The sequence below is a fragment of the Kitasatospora sp. NPDC048722 genome, assembly GCF_040650235.1.
In the GTDB taxonomy this organism is placed as follows: Bacteria; Actinomycetota; Actinomycetes; order Streptomycetales; family Streptomycetaceae; genus Kitasatospora.
The window spans coordinates 156,359-178,168 of the sequence record NZ_JBEZGX010000005.1 but is presented as its reverse complement, the minus strand read 5'-3'; the positions used below and the strand labels follow the sequence as shown (position 1 = coordinate 178,168).

Genomic DNA, 21,810 nt, shown 5'->3' with positions numbered 1-21,810 from the left:
CCTGCGGCGGGGGGTGGGAATCGCTGCCCCAGATTCCCCCCGGGCGCAGCCGTCGCGGATGATGTCAACCGGCGATAGCGCCGGCCAATACCGGTGGGCGTCCGCCGCGTTGATTCGTGTCATGTCCTTGGCGAGAAGGGTCGTCGACGTCTATGCTCCCGACGTGGAGCTCGACGTGAGACACCTCCGGGTGCTGTGCGCGATCGCCGACACCGGCAGCCTCCGCAAGGCGGCGCTCCAGCTCGGCATGACCCAGCCCTCCCTCACCACCCAGCTGCACCGGATCGAACGGGCCATCGGCGGCACCCTGTTCACCCGCGAGCAGACCGGCAGCCGGCCCACCGCGCTCGGCCACTCGGTGCTGTCCCGGGCCCGGCCGGTGATCACCGAGATGGCGGCGCTGGTCGCCGCCGCGCGCCAGGAGGCCCGGGAGTCGGCCGGCCCGGGCAGCCGGCGGCGGCTGCGGATCGGCAGCGTCGGCAGCCGGGCGGTGGCGGCCTGGCTACGCCGCGTCCACGAGCGGCTGCCGGACACCGACACCACCATCCACGTGGACATCTCCGCGAGCGCCCTGCTGCGGATGGTCGCCGCCGACCAGCTCGACGTCGCCTTCGTGTACGAGAGCGAGGGATTCCCGCTGCGCGTGCCCCCGGACGCGGAGCACCGGGTCCTGATGGCCCGCGAGCCGCAGTTCGTCGCGCTCGCGGCCGGCCACCCGGCCGCCGGCCGCCCGGTGGTCCACCTCGCCGACCTCGCCGAGGACACCTGGATGGTGGACCCGACCGCCGACCACGAGTACGCGGCGATGCGCCGGGTGTTCAGCGAGGCCGGCCTCAACCCCCGGGTGGTACAGGTCCGGGACAACACCACCGCCGCCGAACTGGTCGCCTCCGGCGAGGCCGTCCGCCCCTGCCAGCCGACGTCCCTGCCCGGCCCCGGGACGGTCATGCGCCCGGTCCACGGCGATCCGCTCGCCGTCCGCCTGCTGCTCACCTGGCGGCCCCGCACGCTCGCCCCGACCGCCCTGGAGGCGCTGTACGGCGAACTGCGGGCCGCCTACCTGGACCTCGCCAAGGTCAACCCGGCCTACCTGGCCTGGCTCGCCCGGCACGAGCCGGTGCTCCTCGGGCTGCGCCCGGAGACCGCTCACGCCTCCCTGGCGTGCATCGCGACGCCGACGGCCACCGTCGCCGCGCACACCAGGCCGGCCGCGAGGACCCCGGAGCCGCCGAGCGCCGTGCACGCCAGCACCAGCACCGCGCCGGTGGGCGCCAGCGCCTGTGCGGCACCGGTCTTGGTGTGCCGCGAGTGCAGCAACCAGACGGTGAACAGGTAGACGGCGGTCGGCACGGTGACCGTCCCGGTGGCCGCCGTCGCGGAGATCTCCGCCTTGTGCACGGCGGACTCCACCGCGACCTCCAGCCCGGTGCCGATCGCCGCCGCGGCGGCGAACACCACGTAGTGGCCGTAACCCCACGCGAACGCCTGCCGGTTGGAGCGCAGGTGCTCGTGCACCGGGCGGGCGAAGTAGATCCACCAGGCCGAGAAGCAGATCAGCAGCCCGCCGATCGCCACCGGCACCAGCCGCCCCAGCTCCTCGTGCTCGTCCACCGCCGACTGCACCGCGACCGTCGCCGCCGCGACCGCCTCGCCGAGCACGATCAGGGTGAACAGCCCGTACCGCTCCGCGATGTGGTGCGGGTGCCAGGTGGTCTGCATCCGCAGCTCGGCCCAGACCGGCACGGCCAGCTCGGCCAGCACCCCGATCGGGATGACGAACGGCCGGGCGCCGGGCGGCAGGAGCAGCACCACCACCCACCCGACCTGGCACAGCGTGATCCCCAGCGCGTACCGCAGGGCCACCCCGCGCGCCGGGCCCTCCTCGCTGGCGGCGGCGCGCAGCCACTGGGTGACCATCGCCAGGCGCATCACCACGTAGCCGGTCACCGCGAGGACCATGTCCTGCGCCTCGAAGAGCCTCGGCACACCGGCCGCGAGGATCAGCACCCCGGCGATCTGCACCAGCGTGGTGACCCGGTACGGCACGTCGTCGCAGTCGTACGCGGAGGCGAACCAGGTGAAGTTCATCCAGGCCCACCAGATCGCGAAGAACGCGAGCGCGAAGCCCCGCAGGCCCTCGCCGTAGTGCCCGGCCGCGAGGAAGTGGGCGAGCTCGCGCCCGGCCTGGCCGACCGCGACGACGAAGCAGAGGTCGAAGAACAGCTCCAGCGGCGTGGCGACCCGGTGCCGCTCGTTCCGGTCGCGCGGGACCATCCGGCGCACCGGGGGCGGGTCGGCGGGGGGCGGGTGGGGCACTGCGGCGGAATCGCTGGTCATCGCGCTGCTCCGGGACGGGGACGGACGGTTGGGCTGTCCCGCGCATCCTGGCAGCGGGGCGCGCCCGGCGCACGCACCGGCGCGGACCGGTGGGCGCCGGACCCGTCCCTTCTGTCCCTTTTCCCTCGTTCCTTTCCCCTTGCCGTCAGCCCCAGTTGACGCTCCGGTGCGCGAACCGGGTGACAGCGCGACGGGTTTCCGGGCGCGCCCGCGCCGTACCGCCCGAGCCGCCGGACCGGCCCGCTACATTCGTCCCGGTTGGAAAGCGAGCGCGGGCCCTGCGGGGCCCCACGACACGGGCGGCCTGCGGGCAACGCGGAAGGTCAAGGCCGGTGGCAGGACGACGGGGGCGGCAAGGCCGTCCCACCCGTGTCCGCACCACCGGCCTCGTGATCACCGCGCTGCTCGCCAGCGCCTGCCCTGCCGCCGCGACCGCGGTGATCGCCGCGTCGAGGGCGTCGGCTACTTCTCCCAGCCGATCTTGGTGTAGTCGGTCGAGGCCAGGCCGAACGCGCCGTAGTTGGCCAGGCCCTTGCGCGCCGCGACCACCTCGGGCCGCTGGTACAGCTCGACGGTGTGGCCGAGCTCCCAGATCTTGGCGTCCGCCTCGTTGTAGTACTTCGCGGCCTCCACCGGGTCGATCGTCCCGGCCGCCTTCTTCAGTAGCGCGTCGATCTCGGGGGTGCCGAGCTTCGAGTAGTTGCCGAAGACGTTGTCCCCCTCCGGCAGGCGGAAGTTGGTCAGGCTCTGGGAGAGCGGGAACGAGTCGGTGTTGCGCCAGCTGGCGAGGTCGAACTTGCCCACGTTGACGTACTTGGTGAAGAAGTCGTTCTTCGCCACCTTGTCGAGGTCGACCTTCACCCCGGCCTGCAGCCACATCGCCGCGGCCGCGGTGTACAGGTCGATCTGGGCCTGCGGACTGGAGTCGTTGTACACGAAGTGCAGTTCCAGCGACTGGCCGTCCTTGGTGCGCGGCTGGCCGTTGCCCGCCTCCTTCCACCCCGCGTCGTCCAGCAGCTTCTTCGCGGCGGGCAGGTCGAACTTCGCCCACTCGCCCGAGTTGTCCTGGTAGCCGGCCTGGTTCGGCATGAAGATGTGGTTGCCGAGCGGCTTGAACTGGACCGGCACGCCGTTGTTGGCGATCTTGATCAGCGAGTCGCGGTCGAGTGCCTTGCCGAGCGCCTGTCGCACCTTCTGGTCGGCCAGCGCGCCGCCCCCGCCGAAGGAGATGTGCACCTCGTCCCACGGGCTGGAGGCGCGGATCACCGTGTCCTTGTTGTCCTTGAGCTGGCCGTAGGCGGTCGCGGTGCCGGCCGTCGCGAAGTCGATCTCGTTGTTGAGGAACGACTGGGTGGTCGCCGCCTGGGACATCACCCGGAAGGTGACCTTGTCCAGCTTGGGCTTGGTGCCCCACCACGCCGGGTCCGGGACCAGGCTGATCGTCTGGGCCGTCTTGTCCGCGACGCCGAGCTTCAGCGCGCCGGCGGTGATCGGGATCTTCTCGATCCAGGCCTTGTTGAAGTCGTCGGCGGTGGCGATCCCGGCGGCCGGGATCAGCGGCCGGAAGAGGTTCTGCCAGTCCGCGTACGGCGTCGAGAAGGTGACCTTGACCTCGGACGGGTCGGCGCCCTGCTCGACGCCGGAGATCAGCTCGTAGCCGGACGAGTCGGCGATGTTGTAGCCGTCCTTCTTGCCGTTGCTGGCCTCCCAGTCGGCCTTGAAGTCCAGGTAGCTCAGCGCCTTGCCGTCCGACCACTTGGCCTTCGGGTTGAGCTTGTAGGTGATCACCTGCGGCGAGGTCGAGGTGACCTTGGCGTCCACCAGGTAGTCCGGGTTCGCGTGAAAGGTGCCCGCCGAGTCCGTGGAGAAGAGGGACGGTTCCAGGGCCCGCATGATGTCGACGGCGTCACCGTAGCGGCCGTCCACCTGGTAGGGGTTCCACTGGGTGATCCACTGGTACAGCGGGAAGCGCACCTCCCCGCCGTCCTTCAGCTGGTCCGGCGACTTGGGGTTGATGTCGTTGGAGCCCTGGCTCGGCGGCTCGCTCTTGGCCACGTTGTCGGCGGAGCCCCCACCGCCCGAGGTGCACGCGGTCGCCGCCAGGGCGACGGCTATCGCGAGGGCGGTGGCCCGGCCGAAGCGGCGGGCCGTGGTGGCAGCGTCCATGGGGGTCCCCCTGGAGAGTTCGTCGGGAATAAGGGACAGGAGATGTGCCGCGCGAGGTGTGGCGGGGCTTGAGTGTGGGCAGCCAAGTCGGCACCGAGCCAGCAGAACGTAACAGCCGTTCAGTTCCACGACCAGAGGCAGGAGTTCACGTCTGATCCAAAAGTCACACGCGGCAACACTCACGCAACACGGCGGCCGTACGCCGCTGGAACACTCTGACCAGCTGTTTCCCGACAGCCCGTGAAACGGCCCGCGCCCGGGCCACGACCGAAGGCCACCACCCGATGCCCACCAGACGCGTCGGCCCCACCCCCACCCAGGGCGGCCGCTGATGCTCCGCTACCTCGCGAAGCGGCTGAGCTACTACGCCGTCCTGCTCGTCGCAGCCGTGTTCCTGGCGTACGCGATATCCGCGGTCGCCCTCCAGCCGCGCACCTACTTCGAGGCCAAGGTCCCCCGTCCGTCCGCCGAATCGGTCGAGCACCAGCTCACCGCCCTCAACCTGAACGACCGCACCCCGGTGGTCGTGCGCTTCGGCCACTGGGCCGGCGGCCTGGTCCACGGCGACCTCGGCCGGACCATCCACGACACCCCGGTGACGGACGACTTCGGCCGGCGGATCTGGGTCTCGCTGCGGCTGCTGCTGATCGGCAGCCTGCTCGGCATGGTGCTCGGCGTCGCGGTCGGCGCCTGGAGCGCCGTGCGGCAGTACCGGATGTCCGACCGGCTGCTGACCCTGCTCTCCTTCGTCCTCCTCTCCACCCCGGTCTTCCTGGTCGCCCTCTTCCTCAAGAACGGCGCCATCGCCGCCAAGGACGCGGCCGGCCACGAGGTCGTCCCGTTCACCGGCTACGAGACCCCCGGACTCGCCGGCGGCCTCGGCGCCCACCTCTCCGACTGGGCGCTCCACCTGCTGCTGCCGACCATGTCGCTCGCGCTGTACGGCCTCGCCACCTACAGCCGCTACCAGCGCGGCATCATGCTCGACGTGCTCGGCTCGGACTACCTGCGCACCGCCGAGGCCAAGGGCCTCACCCGCGGCCGGGCCCTGCTCAAGCACGGGCTGCGCACCGCCGTGATCCCGATGTCGACGATGTTCGCCTACAGCTTCCTCGGCATCTTCACCGGCGCGGTGTTCACCGAGACGATCTTCGGCTGGCACGGCATGGGCGAGTGGCTGATCCAGGCGATCAACGAACAGGACGTCAACTCCGTCGTCGCGGTCAACCTGTTCACCGCCGTCGTGGTCCTCGCCTCCGGCTTCCTCGCCGACACCCTGCACGCCGCCCTCGACCCGCGCGTGCGGTCCTGACCGGAGAGGTGACCCGGATGACCACCGTCGTCGTAGAACCGGCCGAACCCGCCGCCCCGGCCCCCGCGCCCCGCGGCAACGGCCGCGCCCGGCTCGTCCTCACCCGGCTGCTCGCAGCCCGCGGGGCGGTCGTCGGGGCCCTCCTCGTCCTGCTGCTGTTCGCGCTCGCCTTCGGCGGGCCGTACCTGACGCGGTGGGACTACGCCGCCCCCGACTTCACCGCCCTGCACCAACCGCCCTCCGCCCAGCACTGGTTCGGCACCAACGGGATCGGGCAGGACGTCTTCGCCCAGTCCGTCCGCGGCCTGCAGAAGTCGCTGGTCATCGGCCTGCTGGTGGCGCTCTTCTCCACCGTGCTCGCCTCACTGGTCGGCGCGTGCGCCGGCTACTTCGGCGGCTGGGCCGACCGCTGTCTGATGTTCGTCGTGGACCTGCTGCTGGTCTTCCCCAGCTTCCTGATCATCACGATCGTCTCGCCCCGGCTGAAGAGCACCGGCTGGATCGCCTTCGTCCTGCTGCTGGCCCTGTTCAACTGGATGATCACCGCCCGGGTGGTCCGGTCCATGACGCTCTCCCTGCGCGAGCGCGAATTCGTCCGCGCCGCACGCTTCATGGGCGTCCGGCCGCTGCGGATCATCCTGCGGCACGTCCTGCCGAACGTCGCCTCCTTCCTCATCATCGACGCCACCATCGCCGTCGGCGGCGCCGTCATGAGCGAGACCGCGCTCTCCTACTTCGGCTTCGGCGTCAAGCCGCCGGACGTCTCGCTCGGCACCCTGCTCGCGGCCGGCACCAGCGAAGCTCCGGTGTTCCCCTGGCTCTTCTACTTCCCCGCCGCGCTGCTGGTGCTGTTCGTCCTCGCCGTCAACCTCATCGGCGACGGGCTGCGCGACGCCCTCGACCCCACCGCCGCGGGCGCGCCCCGCCGCCGCGCCCGGAGGAAGAAGCCGTGACCACCACCGTCGGCACCACCGTCGATACCCCCCTGCTCGCCGTCCGCGACCTGCGCGTCGACTTCGCCGGACCGCAGGGCCCGGTCCCGGCCGTGCGCGGGGTGGACCTCACCCTGCGGCGCGGCGAAACCCTCGGCATCGTGGGCGAGTCCGGATCCGGGAAGTCCGTCACCGCGCTGTCCGTCCTCGGGCTGCTGCCCGGCACCGCCCGGGTCCGGGGCTCGGTGCAGCTGGACGGGCGGGAGCTGGTCGGGCTGCCCGGCCGGGAACTCGCCTCGATCCGCGGCCGGCGGGTCGCGATGGTCTTCCAGGACCCGCTCTCCGCCTTCACCCCGGTCTACCGGATCGGTGACCAGATCGCCGAGGCGATCCGCGTCCACCAGAAGACCGACAAGGCCGCCGCCCGCCGTCGCGCCGCCGAACTCCTCGACCTCGTCGGCATCCCGGCTCCCGACCGCGCGCTCGACAGCTTCCCGCACGAGTTCTCCGGCGGCATGCGCCAGCGCGCGATGATCGCCATGGCCATCGCCAACGACCCCGACATCCTGCTCGCCGACGAGCCCACCACCGCCCTGGACGTCACCATCCAGGCCCAGGTGCTCGACGTCCTGCGCACCGCCCAGCGGGAGACCGGCGCCGCGCTGGTGCTGGTCAGCCACGACCTCGGGGTGATCGCCGGGACGGCCGACCGGGTCGCGGTGATGTACGCGGGCCGGGTGGTCGAAACGGCCGGCGTGGACGACCTGTTCGCGGCCCCGCGCCACCCGTACACGCTCGGCCTGATCGGCGCGGTGCCCCGGCTCGACGGGCTCGGCGGGCCGCTCGTCCCGATCCCCGGAAGCCCGGCGCCACTGGCCGACCTGCCGCCCGGCTGCCCGTTCGCCGCGCGCTGCCCGCTCGCCGAACCTCGCTGCTCGGCGGCCGAACCGGAACTGCTCGGCGAGGACGGCCACTTGGCGGCGTGCGTGCGCTCGGCGGAGCTGGCCGAGCAGCGGCCCGCGCCGGCCGACGTCTACCCCGTGCCGGAGGTACCCGCCCCCGCCGTGACCGGGGAACGCGACACTCGGCCGCAGGTACTGGCGGTCAGCGGGCTCGGAAAAACGTTTCCGCTCCTCAAGGGCACGGTGTTCAAGCGCCGCGTCGGCGAGGTCTACGCCGTGGACGGCGTCGACCTGGACCTCCGCGAGGGCGAAACCCTCGGCCTGGTCGGCGAATCCGGCTCCGGCAAGTCCACGACGCTCTTCGAGCTGCTCGACCTCGCCGCCCCCGAGACCGGCCGCATCGAGCTCCTCGGACAGGACACGTCCCGGCTCACCCGCGCCGAGGCCCACCGGCTCCGCTCGCAGCTGCAGATCGTCTTCCAGGACCCGATGGCCAGCCTCGACCCCCGGATGCCGGTCGGCGACATCATCGCCGAACCCCTGCGCGCCCGGCGCGCCGCCCGCGACGAGATCGCCCGCCGGGTGCCCGAACTGCTGCGCCAGGTCGGCCTCGACCCGGAGCACGCCGGCCGCTACCCGCACCAGTTCTCCGGCGGGCAGCGCCAGCGGATCTCCATCGCCCGCGCCCTGGCCGTCCGCCCCAGGCTGCTCGTCCTGGACGAACCGGTCTCCGCGCTCGACGTCTCCATCCAGGCCGGGATCCTCAACCTGCTGCAGTCGCTCAAGGCCGCACTGGGCCTGTCCTACCTCTTCGTCTCGCACGACCTCTCGGTCATCCGGCACCTCGCCGACCGGGTCAGCGTGATGTACCTCGGACGGACGGTCGAGCAGGGCGACGTCGCCGGCGTCTTCGACCGCCCCCGCCACCCGTACACCCGCGCGCTGCTCTCCGCCGTCCCCCTGCCCGACCCGGCCGCCGAACGCGCCCGGGACCGGATCCTCCTCGCGGGCGATCCGCCCTCCCCCACCCAGCGGCACGCCGGCTGCCCCTTCCGCACCCGCTGCCCGGTCTACGCCCGCCTCGCGGAGCCCGGAGCGCGGACCCGGTGCGAGGAGGAGAGGCCCGCGCTCGCGGGGGACGGGCACCAGGCGGCCTGCCACTTCCCGGAGGCCGCATGAGGGCCCTCACGGGGATCCCACCCTGCGTGATCGGCCGAATACGATTCGGCGGATCGCCCCGGTCCCGTGTAATGTCTTCCGCGTCAGCAGGCGCCGCTAGCTCAGTTGGTTAGAGCAGCTGACTCTTAATCAGCGGGTCCGGGGTTCGAGTCCCTGGCGGCGCACAGACAGCCGGAAGGCCCCTTGCGAGAGCGAGGGGCCTTCCGGCGTTTCCGGTCCCTGCCGCCGGCCCTCCGCCCGCAGGTCAGCGGGTGTCGAGGATCGCCGAAGCCACCGCGTCCGGACGGTCGAACATCACCAGGTGCCCGGCCGGGGCCGTGGTGCGGAAGTCCGCGCCGAGCAGGGCGGCGAGCTCGCGCTGCTCGGCGAGCCAGGCCTCCGTCCGCCGGGAGCGCAGGCCGTCGTCGGCGGCGAGCACGGTGACCGGCAGGCCCTCGGGCAGGGCCCGGGTGCGGCGCAGCCCGTCGAGCTCGGCGGCGACGTCGAGGTAGCGGGCGTTCTCCCGGAGCAGCGCGCGCAGCGCCCGCCCGGTGCGGTAGCAGTGCCGGACGAGGCCCGGCGGGGCCAGGTCCTCGCGGCGGACGGTGGTGAGCCGGGCGGTCAGCCGGCGGGCGGCCGGGCCGAGCAGATAGGGCACGGCGAGGGCGGTGGCGGCGCCGGCGGCGCCCCGCGCGGCGAGGTCGCGCAACCCGGGGGCGGGCAGCGGCCGGGGCGCCGGTTCGACGCTGCCGTCGACGAGGACCAGCCCGGCCGCCCGCTCGGGGTGCAGCCGGGCGAAGGCCTCGACGTGGAAGCCGGCCAGCGAGTGCCCGGCGAGCGTGCACGGCTCGCGCAACCCGAGGGCGTCCAGCACGGCCCGGATGCGCCCTGCCTCGCCGGCCGCCGTCGGGGCGGGCCGGCCGGTGGCGGGTTCGGGGGCGCTCAGGCCGTAGCCGGGACGGTCGAAGCGGACGACGGTGCGGTGGGGGGCGAGGAACGGGACGACGAGGTCCCAGTCGAACCAGCTGCTGCCGAGGCCGCCGGTGAGCACGCAGACCGGGCCGTCGCCCTCGGTGCGGACGTGCAGCGGGACGCCGTCGATGCGCAGGAACGTCGCTCGGACGGGCTCGGGGCCGGCCGCCGTCATACCGGCTCCCGGCCCGCCCGGTCCCGGGTGGGCGCGGCCCGGTCGCGCGCCCGCCGGTCGTCGGCCTCCTCCCGGAACAGGCTCCGGGCGAGGACGCCCAGCCAGAGCGCGACCAGCAGCACCTGGAGCCGCTGGCCGGCCCCGAGCGCCCAGGTGCCGTGGCCGGCCTGGAAGGCGCCGATCGCGGCGAGGCTCCAGGTGGTCGCGAGCAGTTCGGCGCCGAGCAGCCAGGGCCCGTACCGGCGCACCGGCGGCCACCATCCGTAGCGGCGCGCGGCGACGGTGAGCGCGACGAGCCCGGCGAGCGCGCCGATCACGGCCAGGCTGCTGGTGACGGCGTGCGCGGTGTGGGTGGCGGGCACGAGCCCGGCCGTCTCGCGGGCGGCGCACTCCTCGTCGCGCGTCGGGGTGCAGCTGAGCGGCAGCCGGGAGTCGGCGGCGGTCGCCGCGCCGAACAGGGCCAGGGCCGACCAGCCCGCCGTCGCCCAGTGGTGGCGGGGCTGCGGGGTGCCGGTTCGGCGGGCGGCGTCGACCGGTTCGGTGCCGATGAGCGCGGTGCCGGCCGCCGCGAGGACGGCCAGGCCGGCGACCAGGTCGGTGGCCCGGAAGAGCCCACCCAGCGGCTGGTCCGCGGCGGCGAGTTCGCTGATGTACGCCTGGACCGGGTCGAGTCCGGTGCTCAGGACGACCTCCAGCACCCAGGCGGTGTACGCCACGGCGCTGGTCAGCAGCAGGACGCCGACGGCTCCGCGGGCGCGCGGACGTCCGGTGGGGCTGGGCACGTTTCCACCCTAACCGCGGCCAAACCCCACCCCAACCGGGAGGAAACGGGCAATGCCGACCCGGTACGGCCGGACACGGTTCGAGGCACCCCTCGGAACCGTGTATTGTTTTCCAGGTCAGCAGGCGCCGCTAGCTCAGTTGGTTAGAGCAGCTGACTCTTAATCAGCGGGTCCGGGGTTCGAGTCCCTGGCGGCGCACAGACAGTGGGGAGTCCCTCGCATCAGCGAGGGGCTCCCTAACTTTTTTGCCCATGGCGTCCGTTTTGCGTGCGTTTTGGATGTGATGTCGGTCTCGATTGCCGCTCCGGAGGAGCCGATCGACCCATCCCGTTCGTCCTGGGCGGTAAACCGGAATCGGGACAAAGGTCCCCGAACCACGTTGTCCCCGTCTGTGCAGGCCGGCCCGGTCCGCCCGCAGGAAAGGCCGCGCCTTGTCCAGAGATCCCCAGGGCGGCAAGAAGCGCCGTCCCAAGCGCACCGGCTGGCGCCGGCTGATACCGACCTGGCGGATGACGCTGCTCGGCCTCGCCGCCTCGATCCTCCTCGGCGTCGGTCTGTTCGCCCTCGGCATCGCGCTCGTGAAGGTCCCCGACGCGCACGCCGCGGCCACCGCCCAGAGCAACACCTGGCTCTACGCGGACGGCTCGGTGATCACCCGCACCGGCCAGACCAACCGGCAGAACGTCGGCCTGGACAAGGTCTCCCCCGCCGCCCAGCACGCCGCGCTGGCCGCCGAGGACCGCAACTTCTACCACGAGGGCGCGGTCAACATGCAGGGCCTGGCCCGCGCCGCCCTCAACACCGCCAGGGGCGAGGGCACCCAGGGCGGCTCCACGATCACCCAGCAGTACGTGAAGAACACGTACCTGAACCAGAAGCAGTCCGTCACCCGCAAGGTGAAGGAACTCTTCATCGCCATCAAGGTGGACGCCACGGAGAGCAAGGACGACATCCTCTCCGGCTACCTGAACACCTCCTACTACGGCCGCGGTGCCTACGGCATCCAGGCCGCCGCCCAGGCGTACTTCGGCGTCGACGCCTCCGCGCTCAACCCCGCCCAGGGCGCCTACCTGGCCACCCTGCTCAACGCGCCGAGCGCGTACGACGTGGCCACCGCGACCCCGGCGGGCAAGCAGAACGCCGTCAACCGCTGGAACTACGTCATGGACGGCATGGTCAAGGAGGGCTGGCTCTCCGCCGACGAGCGCGCCAGGACCAACTTCCCCGACGTCCGCGACCCGCAGCCCAACCCCGGCCTGTCCGGCCAGTCCGGCTACCTGGTCGACGCGGCCACCCAGTACCTCACGTCCAGCGGGGTCATCAGCGACAACGAGCTGGCCAAGGGCGGCTACACGATCAAGCTGAGCATCGACCCGAGCCGCCAGCAGGCCCTGCAGGACGCCGTCCAGGCGCAGCTGCACGACACCCTGAACCCGGACAAGCGCAAGAAGGACGCGGCCGCCCAGGCCGGCGCCGCCTCGGTCGACCCGAAGACCGGCGCGGTCGTCGCCCTCTACGGCGGCGTCGACTACGTCAAGCACTACGTCGACAACGCGACCCGCCGCGACTACCAGGCCGGCTCGACCTTCAAGGCGATCGCCCTCGCGGCCGCGTTCGAGAACAACGCCAAGACCCAGGACGGCCGGACCGTCACCCCGCGCACCGTCTACGACGGCACCAGCGGCCGCAAGGTCCGCGGCGGCAAGGGCACCCCGTACGCTCCGCCGAACGAGGGCGACGTCAGCTACGGCCAGATCTCGCTCCAGCAGGCCATCGACAAGTCGGTGAACTCGGTGTTCGCCCAGCTCGCCCAGGACACCGGGCTGCAGAAGGTCAAGGACACCGCGGTCGCGCTGGGCCTGCCCGGCAGCACCCCGGGGCTCGACCCGGTGCCGTCCATCCCGCTGGGCGCGGCCACCCCGAGCGTGCTCGACATGGCCGGCGTGTACGCCACGCTCGACAACGGCGGCAAGCAGATCACGCCGTGGCTCGTGCAGTCGGTGGACCGCGAGGGCGAGGCCGTCCAGCTGCCCGCGCACAAGACCACCCAGGCGATCAGCGCGGACACCGCGAACCGGGTCACCTCGATGCTCCAGGGCGTCGTGAGCGACCCGGGCGGCACCGGCTTCCGGGCGAAGGCGCTGGGCCGGCCGGCGGCCGGCAAGACCGGCACCACGGACGACCAGAAGTCGGTGTGGTTCGTCGGCTACACCCCCGAGCTCGTCACCTCGGTCGCGCTCTTCGGCCAGGACCCTGGCACCGGGGCGCAGGTCAGCCTGAGCGGCGTCGGCGGAATCGACGGCGCGGCGGGTGGCCAGTACCCGGCGCAGATCTGGACCAGCTACATGAAGGCCGCACTCAAGGGCCAGCCCGTGAGCGACTTCCCGGACCCGTCGGACGGCGGCGACTCCGGTGCGACCGACGCGCCGAGCTCCCCCGCCACGCCGTCCGGCACCCCGTCGACGGGCAGCGCCACCGGCAACCCGAACGGCGGCGCGAGCAGCCAGCCGAGCAGCGGCTCGAACGGCTCGCAGAACGGCGGGTCGACCGGGTCCCCGAACGGCGGCTCGAACGGCTCCGACGGCTCGAACTCCGGCGGGAACACCGTGCCGACCGCGCCGCCCACGACGCAGCCGACCCCGGACCCCACGTCGAAGCCGACGACCAGGCCCACCACCCGTCCGACCCCGACCACGCAGCCGACGGCCGGCCCCACGACGCAGCCCACCACCCAGCCCACGGTCGGGACGGCCAACGGCGGCACAGGGGCCGGGCCGGGGAACTGATCCCGGCTCGTCCCATCCGGTGGCTCCCACGCCCCGGGGTCCCATCCGGCCCCGGGGCGTTGCCGTGTGCCTTTGCTCCTCCTCGCCCCCTTACTCCCCGCGGGCGAGCGGTGTGAATACTCCGCTGCGTACAGGTGCCTGCAGGACCAAACGGCGAAATGGTGCCTTACACAACCGGCGGTATGACTGTCACAATGCGTCGGTGCACCAAACAACGGCCCCGTCCGCCCGCCCCTCCGGACGAACCCTCGGCCTCGGCCTCGCGCTGATCTCCGCCTGCGCGTTCGGCGGCTCCGGCACGGCCGCGAAGCCGCTGATCGAGGCCGGGCTCTCCCCGCTCCACGTGGTCTGGCTGCGGGTCACCGGCGCCGCCGTGGCCCTCCTGCCGATCGCCTACCGCCACCGCGACGCCGTGCTCCGGCGCCCCGGCCTGCTGATCGGCTTCGGCCTGCTCGCCGTCGCCGGCGTCCAGGCCGGCTACTTCGCGGCGATCTCCCGCATCCCGGTCGGCGTGGCCCTGCTCATCGAGTACCTCGGCCCGCCGCTGCTCATCGGCTACGTCAAGTTCGTCCAGCGCAAGCCCGTCAGCCGGGGTGCGGCGATCGGCGCCGCGGTCGCCGTGACCGGCGTCGCCTGTGTCGTGGAGGTCTGGAACGGCCTGGGCTTCGACGCGCTCGGCGTCCTGTTCGCGCTCGGCGCCGCCTGCTGCCAGGTCGGCTACTTCGTGCTGGCCGACGCCGGCCGGCGGGGCGAGCGACCCGTCGACCCCCTGGCCGTCAGCGCGTTCGGCCTGCTGATCGGCGCGGTCGTGCTCACCGTGGCGACCCGGCCCTGGGAGGCCGACTGGAGCCCGCTCGGCGGGGACGTCGTGATGAACGGGCACTCGCTGCCCGCGTTCCTCCCGGCCTCCTGGATGGTGCTGGTGGCGACCGTCCTCGCCTACCTGACCGGCGTGGTCGCCATCGGGCACCTCTCGCCGCCGGTCGCCGGAGTGGTGGCCAACCTGGAGGCCGTCGTCGCCACCGTGCTGGCCTGGATCCTGCTCGGCGAGCGCCTCGGGCTGCCGCAGCTCGCGGGCGGCCTGCTGGTGCTCGCCGGGGCTTTCGCGGCCCAGGCGAGCAAGCCGGCGGATGCCGCGGGGGTGCCGGACGCCGTCGCGGTGGACGCCGTCGCGGTGGACGCCGTCGCGGTGGACGCCGTCGCGGCTGAACCCGTCGCGCGGGCGGTGGCGGCCGAGGCCGTCACGGTGGACGCCCGGGAGCCGGCCACCGCCGAGAGCGGGGTCAGCGGCCGACCCAGCCGAACCAGTCGAAGTGGTTGAGCGGCCACACGACGGCCGACACCGGCCCCACCACGTTGCCCACCGGCACCGCGCCGCCACCCGGGCCGCTGCGGTGGTAGCGGGAGTCCGCCGAGTCGCTGCGGTGGTCGCCCTCCACCCAGATGTGCCCGGCCGGCACCGTCACCGGTCCGAAGTCCAGGCCGGCGCAGGAGTCGTCGCCCGGGTGGAGGTACGGCTCGTCGACCTTCTTCCCGTTCACGGTGAGCGTGGTGCCGGCGCACTGCACGGTCTGGCCACCGGTCGCGATCACCCGCTTGACCAGGTAGTTGTCGTCCTTCGGCGGCACCAGCCCGACGAAGCTCAGCGCCGAGGTGAGCGCGTCGGTGAGCGGGTTGGCGTCGACCGGCTGCGGCGGGAGCCAGTCACCCGGGTCCTTGAAGACCACCGGCTGCCCCGGCTCCGGCTCCCAGCCGGTCAGCGGCGCCAGCTTGTTCACCCCGACCCGGTCGCCGATCCGCAGCGTGTTCTCCATCGAGCCGGACGGGATGGTGAACACCTGGAGCAGACAGGTCTTGATCAGCAGCGCGAGCGCCAGGCCGACCGCGATCATCGCCGGGATCTCGATCCACCACGGCCGCGGCTTGCGCCCCCTCCGCCGGGCCCTGCGGGCGCGTCCGCCACGGGCCCGGCGGCGGGCCTCGGCGCGACCGCCGGGGGCGGCGGAACTCTCGGCACGGCCCTCGGCCTCGCTCGGCGTTTCGGGCAGATTCACCGCCATCGTCGCTGCTCCACCTCTCCGGCTGCGGAAACCTGCACGCTACGCCAACCGTGGAGCCTCACGAAATCCGGGCTTTAGCCGCCTCCGACACCCCCGGCACCCCTGACACCGGGGCCACGGGACGCGGCTTCACCGCCACGGAGCCCGCCGATACCGGTCGAAAACAGTCAGAACCGGTCGGCCTCGGTCAGCGCTGGGCCTTCTCGCACCCGCGGTTCTCGTGCGCGGAGCCTCAGGCGCGAGCGATCGCCTCGTGGTGGCGGATGACCTCGGCGATGATGAAGTTCAGGAACTTCTCAGCGAAGACCGGGTCCAGCTTGGCCCCGGCGGCCAGCTCGCGCAGCCGCTTGATCTGGTCCCGCTCCCGCGCCGGATCGGCCGGCGGCAGCTTGTGCTCGGCCTTGAGCCGGCCGACCCGCTGGGTCGCCTTGAAGCGCTCGGCCAGCATGTGGACCACCGCGGCGTCGATGTTGTCGATGCTCTCGCGCAGGCTGGTCAGCTCGGCGCGCACGGCGTCGTCCACCCCCTCGGGCAGACCGGCGTCGGAGGTCGTGGGGTGGTCCGTCATCGCGGCGGCTCCCGGAAAGGCTGGTGGTGGACCCGGCCGTACGGCGGCCGGGCTCGGGCCCGCGCCAATCTAACAGGGCCCCCGGCCCCGGTCCCCTCCATTGCGCCCGACCGTCCACGATCCGGACAGCGCACGCACCGCCGCACCGCCGGGTGCCCGAAGTGCCCGGGGACGGACCCGGACTCGCCGTAGGCTGGTGCGTGCATGACCGGAAGTGACGCATCAGCAGTTCCTCGGCAATGTCAGCAATGGAGGTACCGATCGTGGCTACGACCCGCACCGCCCGCACCGCCTGGGAGGGCAACCTGCTCCAGGGCAAGGGGCAGGTGACCTTCGCCTCGTCCGGCATCGGTGAGTACCCCGTCTCCTGGGCGGCCCGCGCCGAGGAGCCCAACGGCAAGACCAGCCCGGAGGAGCTGATCGGCGCCGCGCACTCCGCGTGCTTCTCGATGGCCCTCTCGCACGCCCTGGCCGGCGCGGGCACCCCGCCCACCAAGCTGGACACCCAGGCCGACGTCACCTTCCAGCCCGGCGCCGGCATCACCGGAATCCACCTGACCGTGGTCGGCGACGTCCCGGGCCTGGACGAGGCCGGCTTCGTGAAGGCCGCCGAGGACGCCAAGGCGAACTGCCCGGTCAGCCAGGCCCTCACCGGCACCACGATCACCCTGACGGCCACGCTGGCCTGACGTTCCGGCGGACACCCTGCCGACCGAGGCCCCACCCCGCTTGACGCTCCCGGCGCGCAACCGGCGCCAGGGAGCGCGGGTTCGGCGCACACGCCCCTGGCGCACATCATGTGATGTGTACCGGGGGCGTCTGCATGTACCACCACGGTTGACCCCAAAGCGGGCGAATCACCCTGGCGGCGGTCACCGCGCGTTGCCGACGCGTCCTATGATCGGCCGCAGCGCCCTGTTCTTCACGCGGGTGTCCACGCGGTCTCCCCCACGCGGCAGTTCCCCGCCGGGCGTCCCCGCGCCGGACCGACCCCGAGGACCGCGACAGAGTGCGGAGCCGGCCGCCGCAGTCCCGGGTGACCGGCCGGACCAGCATCAGGCGTCAGCAGCGGACGGGAGCATGCCGTGCCGGGCCAGAACGAGGGGGCCGACGCACACCACCCGGGGGTGGTCCTGGAGGACGGGCCCACGAGCCGGGACGGAACCCGGGACAGCCCCCCCGAGGTGGCCCCGAACACGGCACCCGAGGTGCTCCTCTGCCCCACCTGCTCGGCGCCGCTGACCAACGGCGCCCACCGGGCGGACGACGGGACCGACCGGATGCTCACCGCGCTGCGGGCCAGCGAGTCCCGCTTCCGGGCCGCCTTCTGCGACGCCGTCATCGGCATGGCCCTGATCGACCCCGACGACCGGATCATCGAGGTCAACCCCGCCTTCGCGGCGCTGCTCGGCCGTGGTGTCGGCGAACTCGTCCGCACCCACCTGCACGAGATCCTCGACCCCGAGGGCATGCCGCACCGACTCTTCCCCGCCCTCGCCCACGGCGGACGCGAGCGGTTCCGGGTCGAGAAGCAGCTCAAGCACCGCGAAGGCCGCACGGTCTGGAGCAAGGTGACCGTCTCCCTCATCCGGGACAGCGCCGGACACCCCCTCTACACCCTCGCCCTCGTCGAGGACATCACCGAACAGCGTCGGCTCGGCGACCGCCTCGAGTACCAGGCCCTCCACGACCCGCTGACCCGGCTCCCCAACCGGACCTACTTCTTCGAGCGCCTCGACGCCGCCTGCCTCGCCGGCGACCCCCGCCCCGCGGACGGGCGCCGCGTCGGCGTCTGCTACCTCGACCTCGACGGCTTCGCCGCGATCAACGAGACCCTCGGCCACCACATCGGCGACCAGCTCCTGATCGCCGTCGCCACCCGGCTGCGCCGCGGCTTCTCCGGGCACAGCACCCACCTGGTCGCCCGGATGGGCGGCGACGAGTTCGCCGTCCTCGTCACCGACAGCGCGGGCAGCGAGCAGCTCACCGACCTGGCCGCCCGCATCCTCGAAGCCCTGGAGCTCCCCTTCGACATCGCCGGCCACCGCCTGGCGATCACCGCCAGCGTCGGCGTCGTCGAACGCTCCGTGCACGAGACCACCCCCACCGACCTGGTCAAGGACGCCGACGCCACCCTCTACTGGTCCAAGGCGGACGGCCGCGCCCGCTGGACCCTCTACGACCCCGACCGCGGCGCCCACCAGCTCACCCGCCAGCTCCTCGCCACCGCACTGCGCCCGGCCCTCGAACGCGGCGAGTTCACCATCGAGTACCAGCCGCTGGTCGGCCTCGCCGACGGCGCGGTGCACGGCGCCGAAGCCCTGGTCCGCTGGCGTCACCCCCGCTACGGGACGCTCTCGCCCGACCGCTTCATCCCGCTCGCCGAGGAGTCCGGCGCGATCGTGCCGCTCGGCAAGTGGGTGCTGGAGGAGTCCTGCCGTCAGGCCCGGCAGTGGCTCACCGAGTTCCCCGACACCGAGACCTTCGTCAGCGTCAACCTGGCCGCCCGGCAGATCTGGGACTCCGACGTCGTCGCCGACGTCGCCCGCGCCCTCGAACGCACCGGCCTGCCCGCCCGGCTGCTCCAGCTGGAGATCACCGAGAGCGCCCTGCTCGGCCCCGGCGGCCGCCCGCTCCAGGCCCTGCAGGCGCTCGCCGACATGGGCGTCCGGATCGCCATCGACGACTTCGGCACCGGCTACTCGAACCTCGCCTACCTCTCCCGCCTGCCGGTGCACGTGCTCAAGCTCGACGGCACCTTCATCGAGGGCTTCCGCGACCCGGCCCCGGCCGGCCGCCCCGACCACCCGGCCCCCGACAGCCGACGCAGCGACGCCGACGAGCAGATCGTCGGAGCGATGGTCCAGCTGGCCCACACCCTGGGCCTGACCGTCACCGCCGAGGGCATCGAGAACGCCGCGCAGGCCGAACGCCTCCGCCTCACCGGCTGCGACACCGCCCAGGGCTGGTACTTCGCCCGCCCCGGCGACGCCGAACGCGTCGCCGCCATACTGCGCCAGTCCCGCCCCGCCCCCCGGTAACGGGCCAGAGCGCGAGCCCCGTCCGGCGGCCGGCGCGTCCGCAGCGCCGAGTACCGGAATCCCCGCAACCCCGGCCACGACGATGGCCGGGGGCAGGCGGTGGTCGTCAGGCGGTGGCCGTCAGGCGGTGGCCGTCAGGCCGTAGGCCTCGGCGATCCGGCCGTAGGAGCGCAGGCGGGCCTCGTGGCCGTGGATGTGGGAGGTGATCATCAGCTCGTCGACGCCGGTCCGCTTGCGCAGGGCTTCGAGGCCGTCGGCGACCTCGCCCGGGGCGCCCATGACCACGTTGGCCAGCCAGTTGTCGATGAAGTCCGCCTCGACCGGGCTGTACGGGTGGGACTCGGCCTCCTCCGGCGTGGGGATCGGGCCGGGGGTGCCGCGGCGCAACCGGAGCATGCCCAGGGCCGCGGAGCGGGCGAGGCGGCGGGCGGAGTGCTCGTCGTCGGCGGCCACCGCGCTCACGCCGATGAGGGCGTAGGGCTCGGTGAGGACGGCGGAAGGACGGAAGGAGTCCCGGTAGAGGTCGAGTGCCGGGAGGGTGTTGGCACTGCTGAAGTGGTGCGCGAAGGCGAAGGGCAGGCCGAGACGCCCGGCGAGCCGGGCGCTGAAGCCCGAGGACCCTAGGAGCCAGATCGGTGGGCGGGCGTCGCCGTTGGGGACGGCCGTGAGCCGGGCGTACGGATGGCCGGCCGGGAAGTCGCCGTCGAGGAAGTGGGTCAGTTCCGCGAGCTGCTGGGGGAAGTCGTCGGCGCCCTCGGCGAGGCCGCGGCGCAGTGCCCGGGCGGTGGCCTGGTCGGTGCCGGGGGCGCGGCCGAGACCGAGATCGATCCGGCCGGGGTGCAGGGCCTCCAGCAGGCCGAACTGTTCGGCGATGGCGAGCGGGGCGTGGTTGGGGAGCATGACGCCACCGGAGCCGAGCCGGAGCGTGGTGGTGTGAGCGCCCAGGTGGGCGAGCAGGACGGCCGGGGTGGAGCTGGCGACGCCGGGCATGCCGTGGTGCTCGGCGACCCAGAAGCGGTGGTAGCCCCAGCGCTCGGCGTTCTGGGCGAGTGCGGTGGTGGCGGCGAGTGCCTCGGCAGGGGTGTGGCCGGCGCCGACGGTCGCGAGGTCGAGGATCGAGAGCGGGGCGGGTGCGGTGCCGCGGGCGGTGCCCCGGATCGCGGGGGCGGGCGGCTCGGTACCGTGTGTCTGCTGGTCCTCGGTGGTCATGCCGCTCGCCTTTCCGGTCTCTTCTACTCCTGCCGACCGGGGGCAACCACCGTCCGGCGCCCGCTGTTCCCTACTTCCGGGGTGTCTCGCGGCACACCTCCGGAGCCGCCGCTCGATCCGCGACCGGATCCGTCGCCGACCGGACGTTCGGCTGACGCAGCGCCAGCGGCCGGACACGCGTGGCGACTTCACGCCAGAGCCGGAAGTCGCCAGCCGCAGGCCTCGCGATGGACCGCCGGCGTCCGGCAGGCTGGTGATCAGGAGCGAGGGCATCGATGGGAAGCCCCCCGCTCCCGTTGACAAGATCGCCGGGCTGGACCAGTTCCGGACGATCCATGCGAGCCCCCGGAGTGGAAACCCCGCTCCGGGGGCTCGTTCCATTCCAGGTGCGGCCCGCATCCGCCCGGCAGGGCGCGGATCGGGCAGGGGCTCCGCACCCGGCGGGAAGTGCGGCAGCATGGAATGTGGCACGGATCACTCCGGCGGCAGGCGCCGCCGACCGCGACGGCTTCGTTCCCCGGCTGTGATCCCGCGCATACCGGGGTGCTTCATGGCATGAAAAGTCGAGGCGCTAGCGTTGACCCCAGCAGCCACCTGCTCCCCCGGGCGGCGTGGAGGGAGTACGGGCCTTGAACTTCGTGGCGGCGATCGGATCCTCGTGGATCTGCGCCCTGGCGCTCTGCGCCGTACTCGGCGACGCCCTCCTCCCCTTCATCCCCAGCGGCACGCTGGTGATCCTGGCCGTGCTCAAGACGGCGCAGATCGACGGCGCCCCGGTGCTGCTCGGCCTGGGCGTGGCGGTGTCGTCATTCCTCGGCGATCTCCTTCTGCTGCACCTCGCCCGGCGCGGCGCCCCGCTGCTCCAGCGGCGGCTGGCGCGGCGCCCCAAGCTCGCGGCGAGCGTGTCCCGGGTGCAGCAGGCCCTCGTCGAACGGCCGCGCGGGGCCGCCGCCACGATGGTGGTGGTCGCCCGGTTCGTGCCGGCGGGGCGGACCGTCCTCGATCTGGCCATCGGGCACTCCCCCGACCATCCGCACCGCTTCCTGCACTGGTCGGCGCTGGCGGCGCTGGTGTGGGCCGCCTACATCGTGACGCTGGGCTGGCTGAACAGCCACTGGTTCGACACCGCCTGGCTCAGCCTGGCCGTCTCCTGCACGGCGGCGACCGTGGTGAGCACCGCGATAGCACGAATAGTGCGCCGCAACCGGCGACTCTCGGCACTCTGACGGAGCCCGCCCCCACGGCGGTACGGTACTGCCCGAGCGAGTAGTTGGCCGCGAAGCGTCACAGGACCGCAACAGAACCGGGACCCCTGCAGCCCAGCCGGGTGCCGTAGGCGTGGTGACCCACGTCGGGCCCGGGCGGCCCCCTTGATCGCCGTCCGGTCCGCATATCATGCTAACGGCGGAA

The 21,810-nt window shown here is 73.0% G+C and carries 15 protein-coding genes, 2 tRNA genes and 1 pseudogene; 11 read left to right on the top strand and 7 right to left on the bottom strand.

The window, feature by feature from the left end:
* Nucleotides 1–58: 58 nt before the first annotated feature.
* Nucleotides 59–1,045 (top strand): annotated as a pseudogene (locus tag AB0C76_RS06725) (LysR family transcriptional regulator); the annotation flags it as partial.
* Nucleotides 1,046–1,146: 101 nt separating this feature from the next.
* Here the strand turns inward: AB0C76_RS06725 and AB0C76_RS06720 are convergent.
* A complete protein-coding gene (locus tag AB0C76_RS06720) occupies nucleotides 1,147–2,337 on the bottom strand; it encodes a low temperature requirement protein A (RefSeq protein ID WP_359960668.1) in 1,191 nt (396 codons plus the stop codon).
* Nucleotides 2,338–2,799: 462 nt separating this feature from the next.
* Entirely contained in the window at nucleotides 2,800–4,503 is a 1,704-nt protein-coding gene (locus tag AB0C76_RS06715; protein WP_359960665.1) for an ABC transporter family substrate-binding protein, read from the bottom strand.
* A 331-nt stretch (nucleotides 4,504–4,834) separates the two neighbouring features.
* Between AB0C76_RS06715 and AB0C76_RS06710 the strand changes: the two genes are divergently transcribed.
* The 4 genes from AB0C76_RS06710 to AB0C76_RS06695 all read left to right on the top strand — a co-directional run bounded on the left by AB0C76_RS06710 (nucleotide 4,835) and on the right by AB0C76_RS06695 (nucleotide 8,992).
* Nucleotides 4,835–5,815, top strand: coding sequence for an ABC transporter permease (locus AB0C76_RS06710; RefSeq protein ID WP_359960663.1), 981 nt, complete (start codon nucleotides 4,835–4,837; stop codon nucleotides 5,813–5,815).
* Nucleotides 5,816–5,832: 17 nt separating this feature from the next.
* A complete protein-coding gene (locus AB0C76_RS06705; protein WP_359960660.1) occupies nucleotides 5,833–6,768 on the top strand; it encodes an ABC transporter permease in 936 nt (311 codons plus the stop codon).
* On the top strand, nucleotides 6,765–8,828 hold the full coding sequence (locus AB0C76_RS06700; RefSeq protein ID WP_359960657.1) for an ABC transporter ATP-binding protein: 2,064 nt from the start codon (nucleotides 6,765–6,767) through the stop codon (nucleotides 8,826–8,828). Before AB0C76_RS06705 ends, AB0C76_RS06700 begins: the two co-directional genes overlap by 4 nt.
* A 90-nt stretch (nucleotides 8,829–8,918) precedes the next feature.
* A tRNA-Lys gene (locus AB0C76_RS06695) sits at nucleotides 8,919–8,992 on the top strand.
* Between the two features lie 80 nt (nucleotides 8,993–9,072).
* Here AB0C76_RS06695 and AB0C76_RS06690 read toward each other — a convergent pair.
* Both AB0C76_RS06690 and AB0C76_RS06685 read right to left on the bottom strand, forming a co-directional pair.
* A complete protein-coding gene (locus AB0C76_RS06690; RefSeq protein WP_359960654.1) occupies nucleotides 9,073–9,954 on the bottom strand; it encodes an alpha/beta hydrolase in 882 nt (293 codons plus the stop codon).
* The gene (locus tag AB0C76_RS06685) at nucleotides 9,951–10,688 is read right to left on the bottom strand and encodes a DUF998 domain-containing protein (protein WP_359960743.1); all 738 of its coding nucleotides are present in this window, start codon (nucleotides 10,686–10,688) and stop codon (nucleotides 9,951–9,953) included. Before AB0C76_RS06685 ends, AB0C76_RS06690 begins: the two co-directional genes overlap by 4 nt.
* 172 nt (nucleotides 10,689–10,860) lie before the next feature.
* Here AB0C76_RS06685 and AB0C76_RS06680 point away from each other — a divergent pair.
* From AB0C76_RS06680 to AB0C76_RS06670, 3 genes are all read left to right on the top strand, one after another.
* Nucleotides 10,861–10,934, top strand: a tRNA-Lys gene (locus AB0C76_RS06680).
* A gap of 233 nt (nucleotides 10,935–11,167) precedes the next feature.
* Nucleotides 11,168–13,522 (top strand): transglycosylase domain-containing protein, encoded by a 2,355-nt coding sequence (locus AB0C76_RS06675; protein WP_359960651.1) that lies wholly within the window; start codon nucleotides 11,168–11,170, stop codon nucleotides 13,520–13,522.
* 202 nt (nucleotides 13,523–13,724) lie between these two features.
* Nucleotides 13,725–14,843 (top strand): DMT family transporter, encoded by a 1,119-nt coding sequence (locus AB0C76_RS06670; RefSeq protein ID WP_359960649.1) that lies wholly within the window; start codon nucleotides 13,725–13,727, stop codon nucleotides 14,841–14,843.
* Here AB0C76_RS06670 and lepB read toward each other — a convergent pair.
* Together lepB and AB0C76_RS06660 are read right to left on the bottom strand one after the other, a co-directional pair.
* Nucleotides 14,806–15,582 (bottom strand): signal peptidase I, encoded by a 777-nt coding sequence (gene lepB, locus AB0C76_RS06665; protein WP_359960646.1) that lies wholly within the window; start codon nucleotides 15,580–15,582, stop codon nucleotides 14,806–14,808. The two genes, AB0C76_RS06670 and lepB, sit on opposite strands and share 38 nt — an antisense overlap.
* Before the next feature lie 232 nt (nucleotides 15,583–15,814).
* Entirely contained in the window at nucleotides 15,815–16,150 is a 336-nt protein-coding gene (locus AB0C76_RS06660) for a chorismate mutase (RefSeq protein ID WP_359960643.1), read from the bottom strand.
* Between the two features lie 263 nt (nucleotides 16,151–16,413).
* On the opposite strand from AB0C76_RS06660, the gene AB0C76_RS06655 reads away from it, so the two are divergent.
* Complete coding sequence (locus AB0C76_RS06655) at nucleotides 16,414–16,839, top strand: OsmC family protein (RefSeq protein WP_359960641.1); 426 nt, start codon at nucleotides 16,414–16,416, stop codon at nucleotides 16,837–16,839.
* A gap of 396 nt (nucleotides 16,840–17,235) precedes the next feature.
* Nucleotides 17,236–19,191, top strand: a complete 1,956-nt coding sequence (locus AB0C76_RS06650) for an EAL domain-containing protein (RefSeq protein ID WP_359960638.1) — start codon at nucleotides 17,236–17,238, stop codon at nucleotides 19,189–19,191.
* A gap of 120 nt (nucleotides 19,192–19,311) precedes the next feature.
* On the opposite strand, the gene AB0C76_RS06645 is transcribed toward AB0C76_RS06650, so the two are convergent.
* Nucleotides 19,312–20,400, bottom strand: a complete 1,089-nt coding sequence (locus AB0C76_RS06645; RefSeq protein WP_359960636.1) for an LLM class flavin-dependent oxidoreductase — start codon at nucleotides 20,398–20,400, stop codon at nucleotides 19,312–19,314.
* Between the two features lie 638 nt (nucleotides 20,401–21,038).
* Here AB0C76_RS06645 and AB0C76_RS06640 point away from each other — a divergent pair.
* The gene (locus AB0C76_RS06640; protein WP_359960740.1) at nucleotides 21,039–21,626 is read left to right on the top strand and encodes a VTT domain-containing protein; all 588 of its coding nucleotides are present in this window, start codon (nucleotides 21,039–21,041) and stop codon (nucleotides 21,624–21,626) included.
* Nucleotides 21,627–21,810 lie beyond the last annotated feature (184 nt).